Origin of the sequence: Thalassotalea profundi, assembly GCF_014653195.1 — a bacterium.
Classification (GTDB): Bacteria; Pseudomonadota; Gammaproteobacteria; order Enterobacterales; family Alteromonadaceae; genus Thalassotalea_B; species Thalassotalea_B profundi.
In genome coordinates this window covers 82,582-102,269 of the sequence record NZ_BNAH01000010.1, presented here as the reverse complement: position 1 = coordinate 102,269, position 19,688 = coordinate 82,582, and the positions used below count along the sequence as shown (strand labels likewise).

Annotated in this window: 15 protein-coding genes; 13 read left to right on the top strand and 2 right to left on the bottom strand. The window is 35.9% G+C overall.

Features of this window, described 5'->3' with window-relative positions; all coding sequences use genetic code 11:
- Positions 1-286: 286 nt before the first annotated feature.
- Positions 287-2,152 carry a tetratricopeptide repeat-containing diguanylate cyclase gene (locus tag IE155_RS12835; protein WP_189378642.1) on the top strand — a complete coding sequence of 622 codons (1,866 nt, stop codon included), beginning with the start codon at positions 287-289 and terminating at the stop codon, positions 2,150-2,152.
- Between the two features lie 162 nt (positions 2,153-2,314).
- On the opposite strand, the gene IE155_RS12830 is transcribed toward IE155_RS12835, so the two are convergent.
- A complete protein-coding gene (locus IE155_RS12830) occupies positions 2,315-2,533 on the bottom strand; it encodes an EF-hand domain-containing protein (protein WP_189378641.1) in 219 nt (72 codons plus the stop codon).
- Positions 2,534-2,970: 437 nt separating this feature from the next.
- Between IE155_RS12830 and IE155_RS12825 the strand changes: the two genes are divergently transcribed.
- Complete coding sequence (locus tag IE155_RS12825; RefSeq protein ID WP_189378640.1) at positions 2,971-5,979, top strand: TonB-dependent receptor; 3,009 nt, start codon at positions 2,971-2,973, stop codon at positions 5,977-5,979.
- Between the two features lie 187 nt (positions 5,980-6,166).
- On the opposite strand, the gene astB is transcribed toward IE155_RS12825, so the two are convergent.
- Positions 6,167-7,501, bottom strand: coding sequence for an N-succinylarginine dihydrolase (gene astB / locus IE155_RS12820; RefSeq protein ID WP_189378639.1), 1,335 nt, complete (start codon positions 7,499-7,501; stop codon positions 6,167-6,169).
- A 253-nt stretch (positions 7,502-7,754) separates the two neighbouring features.
- Between astB and IE155_RS12815 the strand changes: the two genes are divergently transcribed.
- The 11 genes from IE155_RS12815 to IE155_RS12765 all read left to right on the top strand — a co-directional run bounded on the left by IE155_RS12815 (position 7,755) and on the right by IE155_RS12765 (position 19,686).
- The gene (locus IE155_RS12815) at positions 7,755-9,173 is read left to right on the top strand and encodes an alpha/beta fold hydrolase (protein ID WP_229817289.1); all 1,419 of its coding nucleotides are present in this window, start codon (positions 7,755-7,757) and stop codon (positions 9,171-9,173) included.
- Between the two features lie 9 nt (positions 9,174-9,182).
- Complete coding sequence (locus tag IE155_RS12810; RefSeq protein WP_189378637.1) at positions 9,183-9,929, top strand: ABC transporter ATP-binding protein; 747 nt, start codon at positions 9,183-9,185, stop codon at positions 9,927-9,929.
- Positions 9,926-11,089, top strand: a complete 1,164-nt coding sequence (locus IE155_RS12805) for an ABC transporter permease (protein WP_189378636.1) — start codon at positions 9,926-9,928, stop codon at positions 11,087-11,089. Before IE155_RS12810 ends, IE155_RS12805 begins: the two co-directional genes overlap by 4 nt.
- Before the next feature lie 17 nt (positions 11,090-11,106).
- On the top strand, positions 11,107-11,697 hold the full coding sequence (locus IE155_RS12800; protein ID WP_189378635.1) for an RNA polymerase sigma factor: 591 nt from the start codon (positions 11,107-11,109) through the stop codon (positions 11,695-11,697).
- On the top strand, positions 11,697-12,314 hold the full coding sequence (locus tag IE155_RS12795; protein ID WP_189378634.1) for a hypothetical protein: 618 nt from the start codon (positions 11,697-11,699) through the stop codon (positions 12,312-12,314). The genes IE155_RS12800 and IE155_RS12795 overlap by 1 nt, the downstream gene beginning before the upstream one ends.
- A gap of 320 nt (positions 12,315-12,634) precedes the next feature.
- Positions 12,635-13,891 (top strand): serine hydroxymethyltransferase, encoded by a 1,257-nt coding sequence (glyA, locus tag IE155_RS12790; RefSeq protein WP_189378633.1) that lies wholly within the window; start codon positions 12,635-12,637, stop codon positions 13,889-13,891.
- Between the two features lie 174 nt (positions 13,892-14,065).
- Positions 14,066-16,894, top strand: coding sequence for a sensor domain-containing protein (locus IE155_RS12785; RefSeq protein WP_189378632.1), 2,829 nt, complete (start codon positions 14,066-14,068; stop codon positions 16,892-16,894).
- A gap of 104 nt (positions 16,895-16,998) precedes the next feature.
- The gene (gene nrdR / locus IE155_RS12780) at positions 16,999-17,454 is read left to right on the top strand and encodes a transcriptional regulator NrdR (RefSeq protein WP_189378631.1); all 456 of its coding nucleotides are present in this window, start codon (positions 16,999-17,001) and stop codon (positions 17,452-17,454) included.
- Between the two features lie 8 nt (positions 17,455-17,462).
- Positions 17,463-17,801, top strand: a complete 339-nt coding sequence (locus tag IE155_RS12775) for a hypothetical protein (RefSeq protein WP_189378630.1) — start codon at positions 17,463-17,465, stop codon at positions 17,799-17,801.
- Positions 17,802-17,834: 33 nt separating this feature from the next.
- Positions 17,835-18,974 (top strand): bifunctional diaminohydroxyphosphoribosylaminopyrimidine deaminase/5-amino-6-(5-phosphoribosylamino)uracil reductase RibD, encoded by a 1,140-nt coding sequence (ribD, locus tag IE155_RS12770; protein WP_229817287.1) that lies wholly within the window; start codon positions 17,835-17,837, stop codon positions 18,972-18,974.
- A gap of 55 nt (positions 18,975-19,029) precedes the next feature.
- A complete protein-coding gene (locus IE155_RS12765; protein WP_189378629.1) occupies positions 19,030-19,686 on the top strand; it encodes a riboflavin synthase in 657 nt (218 codons plus the stop codon).
- The last annotated feature ends 2 nt before the right edge of the window (positions 19,687-19,688 follow it).

The window sequence follows — 19,688 nt, the reverse complement described above, 5'->3', positions numbered from 1 at the left end:
TTGTTTGTTATGATTAATTTAATTTGAGTATTTTTTGAAAGAAATGGTACTTTATATTCGTCATAATTGTTCGTATTGTGGAAAAGCTAAAGTAGTTTAATAACGTTCGAATATTAATTACCGTTTATGTTATGTAAAACTCCCTTCGAGACAAAAGGAATTAACTAAAGCAGGTTTTCATAGTATATCTGTGATTAAAGTTACGAATGGATATGTTGTTGGATACAACAAAAAGCTACTTAAAAATTTTTAACCACTTCTTAATCGTTGTATTAATGAGAATTAAATGAATTTATTGAAAAAAAGTGTTGTACCTTTCGTTGGATTAATTTTTTTAGTATTTTCTTTATCTAGCATTGCCTCTGACGATTTGAGTTCGGTAGAATTTGAACGTAAGCTTTTTAAAGCCCCGTTACTTACTTATCAAAGCCTTATTGAAAGCGCACCACCCAAAGCACAAAAAGAAGCTTACCTATGGTGGTTAACACGCAAAGCCCAAGCAGAACACTTACTCTATTTTTATACAGAATTTGAAGCGTCAATTGATGAGGCACTTAACTATATCACTGAAAATTCTCCACTAAGTGTTCAGAGTTATTTAAATTTATTTAGAGGTATTTTGTTTCGAAATAAAGGTGAATATAAAAAATCATTTGAGCATTTAGCATTAGCACTAAAGCAGTCTAAAAGCGGTGGATTTGAAGCAATTTATATTCAAACAAAACAAGAAAATGCATACACACAAAGTTTAGCTGAATTATTTGAAGTATCTTTAAACGATATGCAAGAAGCCTATGTTAAGGCATATGGGCTAAACGATCCCTTTTTAATTGCAGCGATTAATGAAACTTATGGCGCTATATACGGATACATGCATGACTATGAAAAATCAATTGAATATTATCAAAAAGCATTAGAAAGCTACGAAACATTAGGCTACAAAGCTCATATTGCTGAGGCAGTCTATGGGTTAGCGTCCACATATCGTTATTGGAAAAAATTTGATCTAGCGATTAAATATTTTGAGCGTTATCGGAAAGACTCTGGATATACCTCCAATGAAGAAATTAGCTTTTATTCGGCTTATGGTCTAGGTATGACATTAGCTGAGGCAGGTAAATGTGAAGAAGCTTTAATCATTATCAATCAAGCTTTGATGAAAAAAGGTGTGAAAGATTACGATAGTGAATTACTTAAAAATAAAGCTCATTGTTTAGTTGAATTAGGGCGCATAGAAGAGGCTACTCAAGCACTGGAAGAGGCCAAAAACTTATTTGAGGAATTACCTGATCTAAAAGGAACGACTTGGGAATTAGAAACGCTAAAAATAGAAAGCCAGATTGCCCATGCTAGAAAAGACTATAATTTAGGTTATCAATTACTCGATGAGTATTATCAAAAATATACTGAAGTGTTACTTAAAAATTCAACCGACCGACTATTAAAAGTTAGAGCTTATATGGAACTTGAGCGCCAAGATGTAGAGAAAGCATTGGCGTTACAGAGCGGTAGAGTAGAAAGCTTAAAAGAAGAAACCTTACAACAAAAGCATAATCAACAGCAGTACTTTGTTATTTTCCTTTTGATAATTATTGCTATTGTTATCTGTGTTATCTTAATACAGCGTCGAAGTAATCATAAAATGCGGTTACTTTCAATTACCGACCCATTATCAGGACTTTATAATCGTCGTTATATTTTTAGCTACTTGGATAAAATATTAGCGGGAATGTCACCAGATAAGGGAAGCTTATCTTTACTTATATTAGATATTGACGACTTTAAGAGTATTAATGACCAGTATGGTCACCCAGCTGGGGATTTTATTATCCAGAAAATAGCGGAAATAGGCTCAGATGTATTACGTTCTGGTGATGTAATGGCGCGCATAGGTGGTGAAGAGTTTTTATGTGTTTTACCAAGAACATCAGTTGAGCAGGCAGAAGAAGTTGCTCAGCGAATGATTAAGGCTATTGCGAACTTTCCTTTTTATTATAAAAGTGGAGAGGCTATTCATATTACTACGAGTATTGGTATTTCGAGTTTTGGTCATCAATGCCAGAGCTATGATGCTCTCTACACACAAGCAGATAACGCCTTGTATCAAGCAAAATCGACCGGAAAAAATTGTATTGTGGTAGCTATTCCATAGCTTAACAGGAGATAGCTTGTTTAAGCTACCTTTAGCGATATGGCGATTATCTAACTAGATTTAGCTATGTTAGGTAGTTGCAAACATTCTTCTAAAAAGATGGCGCTACTTGAAATAGCATCATCTTTTTAAGTTTGACAGTGCTTTAATAATACTAAAGCTTTATAGCGCTAATTCTATCACCATCTCTTTTAACTCTGCTTTAGAAATAGAATTGTCGTGGTTGCTATCAAAACGATGAAAGATTGTTTCACACATACGAATGCCTTTATCTTGTAATAAGCAATCAATTAATTCAACGAACTCCCTACGATTAATAACACCGTCTTTATCTACGTCAAACACTTCAAATAACTCATCAACCCACTGATTAATTTCCATCAGCCTTACCCCTATGTGAAATACATCTAACACAACTTTATCGTTAATTTTATGATTTGTGAACGATTAATTACTTTATCGTAATTATTTGAGGGTTTTATAAGCATTTACCATTAGGATTTAACAAATAGGGCTATTTTCAGGAACCTCTGCAAGTTAAATCAAGAGTGACCGATATTTAACAAAATTTTCGCATAAGTTATTAATTTTTATTATTACACTTTTTTAACATTTAATTTCCTTTTTCTAATGATTGATTAATAAGGATAATTTATTAAAAGTGGATTAATTTTAAATTTTTGGTTTGTTTTTTAATCACATTTTACGTTGACATTAATAAAACGATAAAGAATACTGGATCCGATATATTGTATACAAAGCGATATAGTACAACTATCATTCAGAATTATTACAACATGCAACACATAGGTTTTATTATGTATAACAATAACGAAAAAACTAAAATAAATAGCTCAGATGTAATCAGAAAAAATCCTTTAAAAAAATCAATTATCGCATTAAGTGTTATGTCGGTTCTTGGTTTTGCTACTGTGCAGGTAAATGCTGCCGACGCTTTTAATGGTGTGGTGAAAGGAGTTATTACTTCAGCAGATAACCAAGCTACAAGCGGGGCAACAATTACGCTGGTACATAAATCAAAAAATATTACTCGAACAATTATTACAAATGATAAAGGCGAATATTCACTAAGAAAGCTACCTATTGGTGAATATAAAATGACTATAACAAAACCAGGCTTTGATACGATTGAAGAGTCAAACTTAATGGTTACCGTCGGTAATTCAATTATCTATAACGGACAACTTTATTCAGAAAATAGTAATGTTGAGCGTATATCTGTTGTTGGTTCTAGCTTTAGTCGTGTTGATCTAGAGTCTTCCACAGGTGGTATTGTGGTAACAGCAGAAGATCTTGATCGACTGCCGGTAGAATCAGGGTTTGAATCTATCGCGTTATTATCGCCAGGAGTTACAAGTAATAGCGAGTTTGGTGCGGCCAGCATTGGTGGTAGCTCATCTGCTGAAAATGCTTATTATTTAAACGGTATTAATATTACTTCTATTAAAACTGGTATAGGTTCAATTAATTTACCGTGGGAAGCGGTTGCACAGACTGAAATTAAAACAGGTGGTATTGATCCATCATTTGGCGGTGCACTAGGTGGTATTGTTAATGCTGTTTCGAAATCAGGTTCAAATGAATTTGAATTTGGTGGATATTTAAGAGTGGATCCTCAAGCAACACGTTCTCAACATGATAATTTATTAAAGAGTAATGGTGATTATTTAAGTAATACCGAACAAGACGAATCAACTTTTACCCGCGGAACAGTGTGGGCGAGTGGACCAATACTTGAAGATAAGATCTTCTTTTACGCACTTTATGCACCACAAAAATCTGATTATATTGCAGCATATCAAAATACCTTAGATGATGGTGAAAATACCTCTGATCGCTATTTTGGTAAGTTAGATTGGTATATAACTGACGATCATTCAATTGAATTCACAACTATTGGTTTTACTAATAAAGGTAAAGGGAAAAGTTACCTAAATGACTGGGAAACTCAAGAAGTTGGTGCAAGTACAGGTAGTTATCGTTCAAGAACCGGTGGTGATATTTTAGGTTTAAAATATTCAGGGATTTTAAACGATGATATGTCAATTGAGGTTGTAGCGGGTCGTACAACGGATAAAACTTACAATGTAGTTGAAAATACCGATCCATTAGTTTGGTCAAACTTAACCGGTTCTTGGAATAAAATATCAACAGAAACTAATAGTACAATCACTGAAAGTGAGTTTATTCGCGATCAGTTTAGAGCGGACTTTAACTGGATGTTAGATGAACACGACATCAAAATAGGCTTTGATTACACTAATATTCAAGTGGATTATCAATCAAGTCAAAATGGTGTTCCAGGTCGTGAAGGCTGGTGGGAAGTTACTTATGCAGGGGCTGGCAGTGTTACTGGTTTGCCTGAAGGAACGCCTTATGTGGATCAGCGTATTCGAACCGATTTCACAGATTCAGATGTTACGTCATCGGCATTTTATATCCAAGATATTTGGAATGTATCAGATGATTTAGTATTAAATTTAGGGGTACGTTATGCCAATGTTTCCAACACCGTTTCAGATGGGCGTAAATACGTTGATGTAAAAGGGCAAATATCTCCTCGCTTTCAAGCTATTTATGACCTTTCAGGCGATGGTACATCTAAAGTGTATGCTACTTATGGCCGTTACTTTCAGCCAGTATCTGCCAATATGAATATTACTCAAGGTGGTGCTCGTCGAGATGTGCATGATTATTACCGAGTGGGTGAAACCGATGCAAGTGGTGAAGTTATTTTGCTTGCTGATGGCTCACCATCTACAGGTGAACATGTAGGTACAAGAGTGGTACAAGAAGGTATAAGTGAGCCATCGTTAATTGCTAGTGCTAATCTTAAATCAATGTATTCAGATGAATTTACCCTTGGTTTCCAAAAAGAGTTTGAAGACAACGATATGGTATTAGGCGTTCGCGCTATTTATCGTGATTTAAAACGTACTATTGAAGATACCGATTATGGTCCGGTAATTAATCAATATTTTGCAGATAATAATATTAATGCAGATGCTTCTTACACGTATGTTTTAGCTAATCCAGGTTCTCCACTCGATATTAGCTACGACTTTAATGGTGATGGCTCAATTGAGCATGTTTATTTAACTGCAGATGAGATTGCACTACCGACTCCTGAGAGAAAATATGCCGCGCTAGAAACAACATTGTCGGGTTCATTAAATGAGAAGTTTAATTATAGTGGTTCTTATACTTGGTCACACAGTTGGGGTAATACTGAGGGATTAGTTCGTACTGATAATGGACAGGCCGATCCTGGTTGGACAACATCTTATGACTATGCCGAATTGATGGATCATTCAAAAGGTAACTTACCTAATGATCGTCGTCACTCACTTAAATTGAATGGATTTTATGAAATCACAGAAGCGCTAACCTTAGGCTTTAATGCTCGTATTACTTCTGGTACGCCAGTGAATATGTTCAGTGAGCACCCACTTAATGTTGATAGTTGTGCCGCTGGCTCAGTGTGGTCTGATTGTAATGGCCGTGGTTATGGTCAAGTGTCGTTTTATGATGAAAATGGTAATCCTGCACCACGAGGTTCATCGGGACGTACAGATTGGACTAAAGAATTTGATATGAGTCTTGCTTATAACGTGACTTTAGGTGAAGGCGATTTATTACTTAAAGCAACGGTTTATAATTTATTCAACGCTGATACGCAAATTAGTGTTAATCAAACACGCTCACAATATGGAGATAATGGCTTAGAAGCTAACCCTGAATGGAATATGACGACAGGAAGGTTGGGTGCTCGTTATGTTTCATTTGTGGCACGTTATAGTTTTTAAGTTGAGTTTGTAGTCATTGGAAGTGGAGATAAAGCAGTAGTTTTCCCTCGGTTGCTTTATCTCGGATCAAGGTGAGTTTGCTACTTAGCTCACTAGGTATGAGTCAAGGAAGACACTTTTTTGGGTGAGTTGTAATTTTCGACTCACCTTTTTTTGTACCTATTTGAGTTTATCAATTTAGTAAATGTTATTGCTGAAATTGATAGACATTACCTAAGGCTAAAATTTTTGTTAGTTGATCTAGTGCATCTCTTGATTCGGTTACTAATTGAGGATCCATTAAATCTTTAGAAGAGAGTTGATCTCGATAGTGTTTATCTATCCAGTCGTTAAGAGTATTAAATAATCTATCGGTAAGCATAATGTTAGGATTAACAGCGGTAAGTTCATTTTGAGTTAAACTCACTCGTAATCTTAAACAAGCCGGACCCCCCCCATTTTTCATACTTTGGTTAACGTCAAAATAATGCACATGTTTAATTGGTGTATCAAGTGTTAATAGCTTTTCTAAATACTGCGCGACTTGTGGCGTTTCTTTACAGTGCATGGGCGCAATAATTGCCATTGAATTATCGGCAAGCGATACAATTTGCGTATTAAATAAATAGGTATTCACACAGTTTTCAATACTGACATCATCAGTGGAGACTTCAATAAAGTGCAAAGGGTATGCAGATTTATTAGTAACTTCTTCTTTAAAACCTTGTGTATTTAAAAAAGCTTGTTCGTGATAAAACAACACATTTTTATTGCCTACCGCAATCACATCATTATGGAAAACCCCTTGGTCGATCACATCAGGGTTTTGTTGCACATACACCGTATGATTATCGTCTAATTGATGTAATCTTGAAATAGCTTGACTAGCTTCTTTAGTTTGTCTTGCAGGATAACGTTTGGGACAAGGCTTAGTTCGGTCAAAAGCGTAACGACCGAAAGTAAATATTTCAATACCTTGTTGATCATAATCTTGGCATAAACGAGTATGGTTAGCGGCACCTTCATCACCAAAATGTTCATTATCATTAAGGTGTAAATGGTGATTGAAATGTTGTTCTGAATTGAACATAGCTTTTAATATATTTCCAGTTGTTAGTGGTTCTAACGAACGATGAAATTTATTAGTTAAATTAGCAGGCGTAAAGTGAACTTTATTATCCGCGGTATCTGCAGAAGGTGAAACGGTACACGCATTAGCTGTCCACATACTGGATGCTGAACAACAGGCCGATAATAAAACCGGATGTTGTTGATAAGCCTTTTTTAATACCCGCTCATCACTGCCTGAGAATCCTAATCGTCTTAAGGTATATAAATCTGGTCGCTCTTGTGGTGCAAAAACGCCTTGTTTTAAGCCTAAATCGTGTAAGGCTTTCATTTTTGCTAAACCTTCTTTAGCTGCTGCCTTTGGGTTTGCAATATCGTTGGCATTTGCCAAAGAAGCCACATTACCTTCGGATAAACCGGCGTAGTTATGAGTGGGTCCAACTAAGCCATCAAAATTCACTTCAAAACTACTCATTGTTTTACCTATTTTGTTAAGTGTAAAGACACTTTCCTAATGAACATTATCAATAGATAGTAAAGCACAGTAATGTTTTTCACAGCTTAAAATTTTTAACGTATAGACAATTTTTTAATCCATAAAAAATAATTCTTATTTTTCAGTTGGTTAAAATTATATTTATTTTTTTGTAATAAAGTTGTTAATTTTAAGACTATGGGGATAACGCTTTTAATGGATGATTATTATGAGAGAATATTGGAAGAAAATTTTGACAATTGGTCTTTTGGCTTATTCAAGTCAATCTTTTGCCTTAACAGAAAAATTGACAATAGAAGATTGCCATATTGACGGTATTAAGCAGCAGGTAAAATGCGGTACATTGCAAGTTCCAGAAAATTACCAACAGCCAAATGGTACTCAAATTAATATTAATTTTGCTGTTATTCCTGCCATAGATAGAACACAAAATAAAGAACCTTTAATGTTTTTAGCGGGTGGTCCTGGGCAGGCTGCCGCTGAAATTGCCGCTACATTGCGGCAAGGTTTTACTGAGGTTAGAAAAACACGTGATTTAATTTTAGTAGATCAACGCGGTACGGGTAAATCACACCCGTTACAATGCGATGAAGTTGAAGGTAATAGTCCATATACTTCGATACCTGAAGAGTTAGATCTCGAAGATGTAAAACAATGCTTAGCTCAGCTTGAAGGTGATTTAAGTCAATATAATACTGAAAATGCTATTAGAGACTTTGACGCAGTAAGAGCCGCTTTAGGCCATGAAAAAATCACTATTTATGGTGGCTCTTACGGTACAAGAGCCGGTTTAGTCTATATGCGTATGTTTCCACAATCATTAAGTGCAGTTGTTTTAGACAGTGTTGGACCGATTGAAGTGCCTATTGGTACGTTTGGTCAAAGCTCAGCGAGATCTTTTAATATGCTGTTAGCACATTGTATGGAGGAAGAAAGCTGTAAACAAGCATACCCCGATTTAGCGCAAGAGTTTGCTACTGTGATTGAGCGTTTAGAAGAAAATCCGATAACGGTTACTATTACTCATCCTCGATTAGGCACCCCAACGGAGTTTGTTATTAGCCGTTTGAAATTTATTTCAACAATACGTATGCAACTTTATTCTGTTGAAATGAGAACTATGGTGCCTTTAATTATTCATCAAGCATTCTTAGGGAACTTCGCGCCACTAGCCGGATTAACTGCCGCGCAAGAAAGCAGTATGGGAATGTACGTAGGACTTTTGTTTAATATTGTGTGTAATGAAGATTTACCTCGCATAAGTGATGAGATGTGGCGTAAAGATGCAGATAATAATTTCGGACAAGATGCAAGCCATCTTGCATGGAAAACTGTTTGTCCAATATGGCCTCAATATCGTTTAGGCGAGTCTTTTTATCAAGCTGTAACAGCAGATATACCAACGTTAATTATTTCTGGCGATGTAGATCCTGTTACGCCGCCTTCTAATGGCGATTATGCCGACAAATCATTACCTAATAGTAAGCATATTATTTTAAAAAATAGCGCGCATACACCAGGCCCATCAACATGTGCCATTGATATTATCGATGAGTTTTTAACGAAGAAAGATCCAAATGACTTAGATGAGTCTTGTTTAGAAAAAATTCCGAGTGAGTCGTTTATGACGAGTCTTAATGGCAGTATTTAAGGAAGAATTATGATTGAAGTTAACAATTTACATAAAACATTTAAATCTAAAAAGAATACAGTTGTTGCCTTAGATGGCTTGTCATTTACCGCTAAAGACGGAGAAATTACTGGAATTTTAGGTCCAAACGGTGCGGGTAAAACTACGTGTTTACGTACTCTGTATGGCTTATTAGAGGCCGATGAAGGGTCAGCAATAATTGATGGTATTTCAGTAACGGAGCAACCGTTAGCCGCACGTGCGAAATTAGGTATATTCCCTGATAAATTTGGTTTATATGAACGTTTAACCGCGTATGAGCAAATTGACTATTTTGCGAGCATTCATGGCTTACAAGGTGCTGCTAAGAAAAGTGCCATTGAGCAAGTGATCAAAGACTTAGATATGGAAGCTTTAGCGCACCGTAAAACCGCAGGATTTTCACAAGGTCAACGGATGAAAGTGACCCTAGCACAAGCGCTAGTGCATCAACCACAAAATTTTGTGCTTGATGAGCCTACTCGAGGTTTAGATGTGATGAGTACACGAGTGTTACGTGAATACCTTAGTCGCTTTAAAGAAAAAGGCCATTGTATTTTGTTTTCATCACACGTAATGCAGGAAGTTGCGGCACTTTGTGACCGTGTCATTATTGTGTCAAACGGTAAATTAGCGGCTCAAGGTACGCCACAAGAGTTATGTGATTTGGCAGGGAAAACGCAATTAGAAGATGCGTTCGTAAAACTCATTGGTTCAGATGAAGGAGTCGCAGCATGATCCAATTTAAAGCATTACTAAAAAAAGAACTTAAAGAAGCGTTTCGCGATAAGCGTGCATTAATGGTCGCTATGATGATGGCAATTATGGCACCCATTATGATTTTTGCGATGTCAAAAATGATGATTAAAGAAATGGTGTCAACACCTGCTGTATACGTGAAAATTACAGGAAGCGAGTACGCTCCAAAGTTAATAAAAGCATTAGCGGATGATAATATTAAACTGTTTTCTGACGTCCCTACTGATGATGCTATGCTTTGGGATGAGCGTAATATTCAATTAACTATACCCGAAACATTTGCTCAAGATATGATGGATGGTAAACGAATTGATGTTTACTTAAATGCTGATTTTAGTGAAAAGTCGATGAGTGCTCCATTGCGACGAATTAAAGCCGCTATTAATCAATATGCACAAACTATTGGATATAAGAGGCTCTTAGTGCGGGGTATAGATGTTAACTTATTACGCCCAGTTAACTTAATTGAGCAGGATACCTCATCGCCAAGTAGTAATTTTTTGATGATATCAATGATGCTAGGTTTATATTTGTTAATGGCTGCATTTATGTCAGGTTTATCAGTAGCAATTGATACTAGTGCGGGGGAGCGTGAACGTAATGTATTAGAAATGTTACTTTGCCAGCCGGTTAGCACACTAAAAATTGTATTAGCTAAATTGTCTTGCGCAAGTACTATCGCCTTTATCGGAGTATTACTGACAATTTCACTGACATTTGCTTCTATCGGCTTTGTTGATTTAACTAAAATTGGTGCAAGTTTTAGTCTTGATTTGAGTGCTGTAGTGATTATCGTGGCAATGTTACTGCCAATATGTTTTCTGGCATCAGCATTACAATTATTCTTTTCATTTCAAGCCAAAAGTTTTAAAGAAGCACAATCTTCGGTCACTATGGTGGTAATGATCCCTGCAATGTTGCCATTCATAATGACCTTTATAGATGACAAGCCAAAATGGTTTGATTGGGTACCGGTTACAGGGCAGTCTCTTATTATGGAAGATATTTTCAAGGGGTTAGCTGTCGATTGGACTAACTTGGCATTAACGACCTTAATCACCATAATATTAACGGCTGTATTAGTGGTTACACTTGCCAAGAAGTTAACGTCTGAAAAAGTGGTTCAGTCCCTAAGTTAATTTAGGTCTTGTTTAGGATGAATAACTCGTTAGAATTGCCAGTAAATCAAAAAGATCGTTTGCAAACGGCGGTTAGCAACAATAAGAGTTTATCATTGGATCATAAACACACTTTTTACCAATGGATGACGGAGCATGAAAAATTGCTTCGTCATATCATTACGGGTTTTGAAGCAAAGCCTGCTATTCAAGATGAATTATTTCAAGAAATATCATTAAATATATGGCGAGCTATTCCTAGTTTTAGGCAAGATAGTGCGGTAAAAACTTTTATCGCACGTATTGCGCATAACGTTTTAGCCACCCATGTAGCCAAAGCGGTTAAAAGCATCAAATCAGAACAAACACTTTCTGAAATTTCAATTGAAGCTGAGCAAGATACTGTTCAGCCGACGCCTTACCAAGCGTTAGATCAGCAACAACGACAACAACGTTTGACTAGTGCCATTCAAAAATTAACGCTAGAACAACAACAAGTTATTACGCTAGCGCTAGAAGGAATGAGTTATCAAGAAGTTTCTGAGGTATTGGCAATCAGTACAAACTTAGTAGGTGTTCGCTTACAACGCGCCAAACAGGCGCTAACACAAAAATTGGCGGTGAACTAATGACGTCACACATAGAGCATGAAAACGAAGAGTTGAATCAAGTATCATCTGATAGTCATCAAGATTCAGAGCTACAATGGGCTGAATTAACAAAAGATTGGCAGAGCCAAACTTATCCTAAAACCGATATTAAACAGCTGATTAAGCAAACAAAGCGGCGAGTTAAAGCGGCTAAGTATTGGTTAGCAGTTGATATTATAGGTACGATGGCAATCATTATAGGTTTTTTTATTGCGTTGTTTTTCTATGAAAATGATAAAGCGACACTTTATTACTTAGGGTTTGGTAGTATTGTGACGAGTATTTTTTGCATACATACCGTTAACTTTCGTATAAGAGGCTGGCGACAGCTGAGTGATTCACCTGATCAAGCTATACATAATGCAATTAAGAACGCTGAATCATCTAAAAGATACCTAAATTTATGTAAGATATCCTGTTATATACTTCTACCTGCGGTGAATTGGTACTTGTTTGAAGTTTCAACTTTAGCGGAAAAACCTATTTTACCACCTTTGCTATTTATAAATGTATTTGTTGCAGGCATGTGGGGGGCGAGCCATTACTATTTAGTTAAACGCAAGAAAGAAATAAAGCAATTAAAAAGTTTTTTATAGAAATAAAATTCAAGAATATAGCTTAATTTTGTTTTTAATACTGACTATTGGGTAATATTTTTAATTAAATTCTTGTTGTTTAGGTTTTAATTCGATATATTCGTTCAAAGGCAAACTTAATATTGTCTTTGAAAGATATTCTGCATATATAACGATAATTAAACTATTTACTTATGACTTATCTCGGTATAAATCATCGCAAAATAAGCTAAAGCGGTAACGTTTTATCGTGTACAAAAGCGCCTTGTTCAGGCAAAATATGCGGCAATTTTAATTAATCCATTTTTTCCAGTGAATAACTGTGAACTTGAGGTAAAAACATGCTTACTCGTGATATGAACATTGCTGATTTTGATGCTGAATTGTGGCAATCAATGACTGACGAAGTGGTTCGTCAAGAAGAGCACATCGAACTGATTGCATCAGAAAACTACTGTAGTCCTCGTGTATTAGAAGCGCAAGGCTCACAACTCACCAATAAATACGCAGAAGGTTATCCTGGTAAGCGTTATTATGGCGGTTGTGAATTCGTTGATATTGCTGAGTCATTAGCTATTGAGCGTGCTAACCAATTATTTGGTTCAACTTATGCTAACGTTCAACCACATGCAGGATCTCAAGCTAACTCTGCAGTATTTCAAGCATTAGTAAGCCCTGGTGGCAAAGTACTAGGTATGAGCCTTGCTCATGGTGGGCACTTAACTCATGGTTCACATGTTAACTTTTCAGGTAAATCTTACGAAGCTATACAATATGGTTTACACCCTGAAACTGGTGATATTGATTACGAAGAACTTGAGCGTTTAGCTAAAGAGCATAAGCCAGAAATGATCATAGGTGGTTTTTCTGCGTTTTCAGGTGTTGTTGATTGGGCTCGTATGCGTAAAATAGCCGATGAAGTAGGTGCTTACTTTATGGTTGATATGGCGCATGTTGCTGGTTTAGTAGCTGCAGGTTTATATCCTAACCCTGTGCCTCATGCTCATGTTGTTACTACCACTACCCATAAAACATTAGCAGGCCCACGTGGCGGTTTAATTATTTCTGGCTGTAATGATGAAGATATTTATAAAAAACTAAATTCTGCTGTTTTCCCTGGAGGGCAAGGTGGACCATTAATGCACGTTATTGCGGCAAAAGCTGTTGCATTTAAGGAAGCACTTCAACCAGAGTTTAAAGTTTACCAACAGCAGGTATTGAAAAACGCTAAAGCCATGGTTGAAGTATTACAAGAACGTGGTTATAAAGTGGTATCTAACGGCACAGAAAATCATCTGTTATTACTTGATTTAATTGATAAAGATATCACAGGTAAAGATGCAGATGCCGCACTAGGTCGTGCTCATATTACGGTAAATAAAAACTCGGTTCCAAATGACCCTCGTTCTCCGTTTGTAACATCTGGATTACGTTTAGGCACGCCAGCTATAACACGTCGTGGTTTTGGTGTTGAGGAAACTAAACAATTAACGGGTTGGATTTGTGATATTTTAGATGATATTAACAATGAAGATGTAATTGTTGCTGTGCAAGAAAAAGTAAAAGAAATTTGTGCACGTTTTCCAGTCTATGGTTAATGTTATAAGTTAACTATTATTAAAAGCTTAACTCTTAGAGGGGTTAAGCTTTTTTATTATAAAGCTCAGCTTTATTTGCCTTACATTAATAAATTAATTTCTCTCTTTGTTAAATTGAAATAAAACCGTCATAAAAGTTTCTTAAAATGCTGTTATCAGCGTTAGGAGCAGTACGTGACGAAAACAATTTATAGCAAAGCCAATTTAAATATCATTACCATACTTTTTGTTGTACTACTTTTTGGTTTTGTGTCATTTGAAATAGACCAACAAGCCCAACGTATTAAAACCCAAGAGCTTAATCAGCTTAATATTATTTCACAACAAATTTCCTCTCGCGTAGATATCTTTAGTGCCAGTCGAATTAGGGCGTTAGAAGATATAGCTAACAATTGGCCTGATCACCATCCTAATTTAGAATTATGGTTTAATATTTCAGGATCTCGAATAATGAATATTCTTCCTGCGATTGATAGTTTAGTTTGGGTCGATAAAAACTCAAAGAAGTCATGGCGAGTGCCATCGAATGTGCCGGTTGATAATAAAATACTCACACTTGATTTTGCTAATATTTCACAAAAAAATAAGCCATTCGTTTCGCCGATAATTGAAACACAAGAAAAGCAAAAGTTGATCGCTATTATTTTACCTGTAAGTAGTAATAACCAAATTAGAGGTTGGTTAGTTTGTACCATTGACTTTAATTCTGCATTTTATTTTATGATGGGAAACTATTCGGATGATGCTATTAATTTTAAATTACTCGATGGTGATTCGTTAATCTTAAGTTCTAATACGTATAACTATCATGGTAATAGTTTAGAAACCGTTTTAGACTTTGGTACTCGTAAATTTGTTTTGCAATTGTATACGGGAAAATCAACCTTTAATCAGACATTTTATACCATACTTAGTTTTTTCATTGTTGTGCTATTTGCTTGGGTGTCTCGTTTATTAGTCTTAAATCATTTAAAGATTATTTTTAGCCAACAACGTTTTAAAGCTGCCTCAGAAAGTGCATTAGATGCCATGCTGATTTTCTATCAATTTGATAAAGAGTTAGTACTTCAAGAGCTAAACCCTTTCGCTACTTCCATTCTTGGCATATCTCATCATGATGTAAATAAGATGACTTATCCAATGTTTATTGAAGCTATGGGCTTTGAAGGAAGTTGGCTAACAGACGCGCCAGAGCGAGTATTTCAAGGTGATATTATCGATCAAACCTTTGAAGTGAACTTTAAAAACCCAAACATTAAACATATCAAACTGCAAATGGTACGGGCGCAACAATATATTGCAATTACAATTCGTGATGTTACAGCACGGAAAAATGCTGAAATGTCACTCGTTAAACGAGAGCAGAAATATCGCCGTTTAGTTGAAGGTCTATCAGGACATTTCTTATATAGCATTAACGATAAAGATGAACTTAACTATGTGAGTAAATCTGTTAGAAACATTATTGGATACCAGCCGAGCGAAGTCATTAATAAACTTAATGGGTGTACGTTATATGATGAGATTAAACATTATCATATGAACAACTCGTCGATGCTGAACATTAATCAAAAAGTACATATTTTTACCGTTGAGTTATACGACGAAAAAAATGAACTCAAAATGTTGGAGTTAACAGAGTCTTTAATTCTGGATGACAATAATGAGCTAATTGCAATAGAGGGAATTGCCAAAGATATAACCCGAGAAAAGCAATTATCAGATGAACTTTTATTTCAAGCTAACCATGATGCTTTAACGGGTTTATATAATCGTTATGCATTCGATGCAAAATTATCGGAAATATTAAGTGAAGGTGTTAGTGGGAGTGATGATCATTTAGGGTGTGTGTGTTATCTCGACCTAGATCAATTCAAAATTGTGAATGATACTTCGGGGCATTTTGCGGGTGATCAATTGCTTAAGCAATTAGGGGCTATCATATCAACAGAATTAAATCAGCATACTGTGGCTAGGCTTGGAGGTGATGAATTTGCCATTTTATTCAAAGAATTAAGTATTGAAGAGTCACTGCATATTTTGAAAAATTTATTAGGGAAAATAAACGAGTTCCGTTTTAGTATTGAAGATAAGGTATTTAGAGTAAGTGCTAGTATCGGACTTACGGTAATAAATGAGGGGATGAGATCTGAGGAATTGATGAAGGCAGCAGATGTTGCATGCTATATGTCTAAAGATGGAGGAAGAAATAGAATAAGTATTTACAATATTCATGATGAAGAGCTGTCTAAACATAGTATCAAATTAACTTGGGCTAATGAGATCCAGCAAGCCTTAGATCAGAACCGATTTAAGCTTTTTCATCAAACCATCAAGCCACTTCATGTAACTGAAAATAATGGAAAATCATACGAAATATTATTACGTATGGTAAGTTTAGATGGTGAACTTATTAGTCCCGCGCTTTTTATTCCCGCGGCTGAAAGATTTAACTTAATGGGAGAAATAGACCGTTGGGTTTTAACTAATGTAATTAGTTTGCTACGTAATAATCAAAAACTATTAGCTGATACACAAAAGTGCTCAATTAACCTTTCTGGGGCGACAATTATTGATGAAACTTTAGCTGATGAAATAATTGATTTGTTGACAATCAATGAAATCCCTCCTCAAAAGATATGTTTTGAAATAACAGAAACTGAAGCGGTCACCAAGCTAAATAATGCAAAGTCTTTTATTAATAAGTTGAGAAGGTTTGGCTGTGAATTTGCTTTAGATGATTTTGGTGTTGGTATGTGTTCGTTTGCCTATTTAAAAAACCTACCTGTTGACACCATAAAAATAGATGGCTCTTTTGTTAAAAACCTTTGTAATGATGAAAGTGACAGAGCGATTGTGAAATCGATTAATGATATTGCCAAATCATTAGGTAAAAAAACTATTGCAGAATTTGTGGGTGATAAAGCTACTGAACAACTATTGAAAAAAATGTCGGTAGATTACGTACAAGGTTATTATATTGATCAACCTAGTGAGATTTGACATCACCTATTTTTAAACACATTGAGTTTTTTAAACTATATTTCGCTAAGCAAGTCGTTTTGTATTAAAATATTGCGATAATTTTAACGTGGATAGTTATTGTCGTGTATTGCCCATTTTGCTCAGCCACCGAAACAAAAGTAATTGATTCTCGCCTTGTTGCAGACGGCCATCAAATACGCCGTCGCAGAGAGTGTATCGCTTGTAGTGAGCGTTTTACCACTTTTGAAACTGCTGAATTAGTTATGCCACGGATTATAAAGCGCGATGGTTCACGTGAACCTTTTAATGAAGATAAGATGCGTAGTGGTTTTCAACGTGCTCTTGAAAAGCGTCCTGTTAGTGTTGAACAAGTTGAACTTTCAATTAATAAAGTCAAATCACAAATGCGTGCCACGGGTGAGCGTGAAATCAGTAGCGAATTATTAGGTAATTTTATTATGGAGCAACTAAAAGCTCTTGATAAAGTCGCCTATGTGCGATTTGCCTCTGTGTATCGTTCTTTTGAAGATATTCGTGAATTTGGTGAAGAAATAGCCCGATTAGATGATGAACATTAGGATAATTTATGGATGTTAATTTTTTTCAATGGCTAGCCTTGATAGCCTTACCTTTATTAATATTCAATTATTATCGGGGTGGCCATGGGGCGCTATATACAATTGAAGTCATCGAAAACACTTTATTATTAAAGCAGCGATTTGGTAGCTTTGTGTTTAAAAAATTTGACACAAAAATAGACATGAACAAAGTGGTAAAACTGCAGAAGGTTAACAACACGATTAGCTTCTTTTATCAAAGTGGTCATGCAATTGATGTGTGGCATAGCCAGAAAAATATAGATACTTTTTGGCGTGATCTTGTAAATTTATTCCCAAATACTCAATTAGTTATTATTGATCAGTAAATACGTATTTTGACAGAAAATATAAGGCTTACATTGAACCACTTTACACAATTAGATCATCAATTTATGGCAAGGGCTCTTAATTTAGCGAAAAAAGGGCGCTTTACTACATCGCCTAATCCCCGCGTAGGATGTGTACTTGTTAACAATGGTGATATTGTTGGTGAAGGATTTCATGTAAAAGCAGGTAGCGGACATGCGGAAGTAAACGCACTGGCTCAAGCGGGGAATAGTGCTAAGGGGGCAACGGCTTATGTAACGTTAGAGCCATGTAGTCACTTTGGTCGAACACCTCCTTGTTCACAGGCTCTGATTAATGCTGGTGTACAAAAAGTCATTTGTGCCATGGTTGATCCTAACCCCAAAGTCAGTGGTAAAGGCTTAGCCATGCTTAATGCAGCTGGTATTGAAACTGCATCAGGATTGTTAGAGATCGAGGCAAAAGCGCTAAACATAGGTTTTATTAAACTAATGACCACTAACATACCTTATGTGCGTTGCAAACTTGCTACAAGCCTAGATGGTAAAACAGCAATGGCTAATGGCGAAAGCCAATGGATAACCTCTCCTGAAGCACGTAAAGATGTTCAAGCATTAAGGGCGCAAAGTTGTGCTATTATTGCGGGGGCAGATTCCATTTTAGTTGATAATGCACGCATGACAGTACGCTGGTCTGAGTTAGGTCAAGTACAACAGTATTATTCTGAATGTGGTACTAATAACAATATACGACAACCTATACGCGTAATCATAGACACAAAAAACCGTTTAACTCCAGATTTGGCTTTATTTGATGTTAGTGTTCCATCTCCAATCATATTAATTCGAAAGAGCATTGAAAATAGCCTTCAGTGGCCTCATTTTGTAGAACAAGTTGTAGTCCCAATGCAGCTATCGGGTTTTGTCGATTTACCTAGTGTTTTAGCTTTATTAGCCAAAAGAGGGCTAAATGATGTGTTACTTGAAGCCGGAAAAACCTTAGCGGGAGCTTTTATTGATCAAAACTTAGTTGATGAATTAATACTATATCAAGCGCCAAAGCTCATGGGCGAAAATACCCAAGGTTCAGTGAAAATGCCAAGTGTTGAGCATTTAAGTCAGGCAAAGAATTTAATGTTTACTGACGTTACTATGGTTGGAAAAGATATTCGTATTAAGGCGTTATTTAAGTGACGCTGAAGCTGAGTAAAATGAATAGTTACAAACAGACTGTTAAAAGAGAAAATGTATGTTTACTGGAATAATTGAAGCTGTAGGTAAAATAAAACAGATCAACATCAATGCTGATGGTGCAAGGTTAACCATTGATACACAGTCACTAGATATGAGTGATGTGCAACTAGGCGATTCTATTGCCACTAATGGTATTTGTTTAACCGTTGTGGCTTTTGACCAAAGCAGCTTTACTGCTGATGTCTCTAATGAAACTTTGGCACGTACAGGTTTTGGTGACTATAGTGTTAACCAAATTGTTAACTTAGAAAAAGCTATGCTCCCAACAACACGTTTTGGTGGGCATATTGTTTCTGGGCATGTAGATGCAGTGGCCTCGATAAAGTCGATTGAACCAACAGGTAATAGCATTGATTATTGGATTAAAATGCCTGAAGAAATAGCGCCTTACATTGCTGAAAAAGGCTCTATTACTATTGATGGAGTTAGCCTAACAGTAAATACTGTAGCTGATGATAGTTTTCGTTTGACCATAGTGCCGCATACGACTGAAAAAACTGTGATCAGTCATTATCAAGTAGGTACTGAAGTGAATATTGAAGTAGATGTAATGGCGCGCTATATAGAGCGTTTATTGACAAAAAAAAACACCACAGTAGCGTCAAGTAACGTTACCGAAGCTTTATTAAAAGAAAGCGGATTTATTAAATAAAA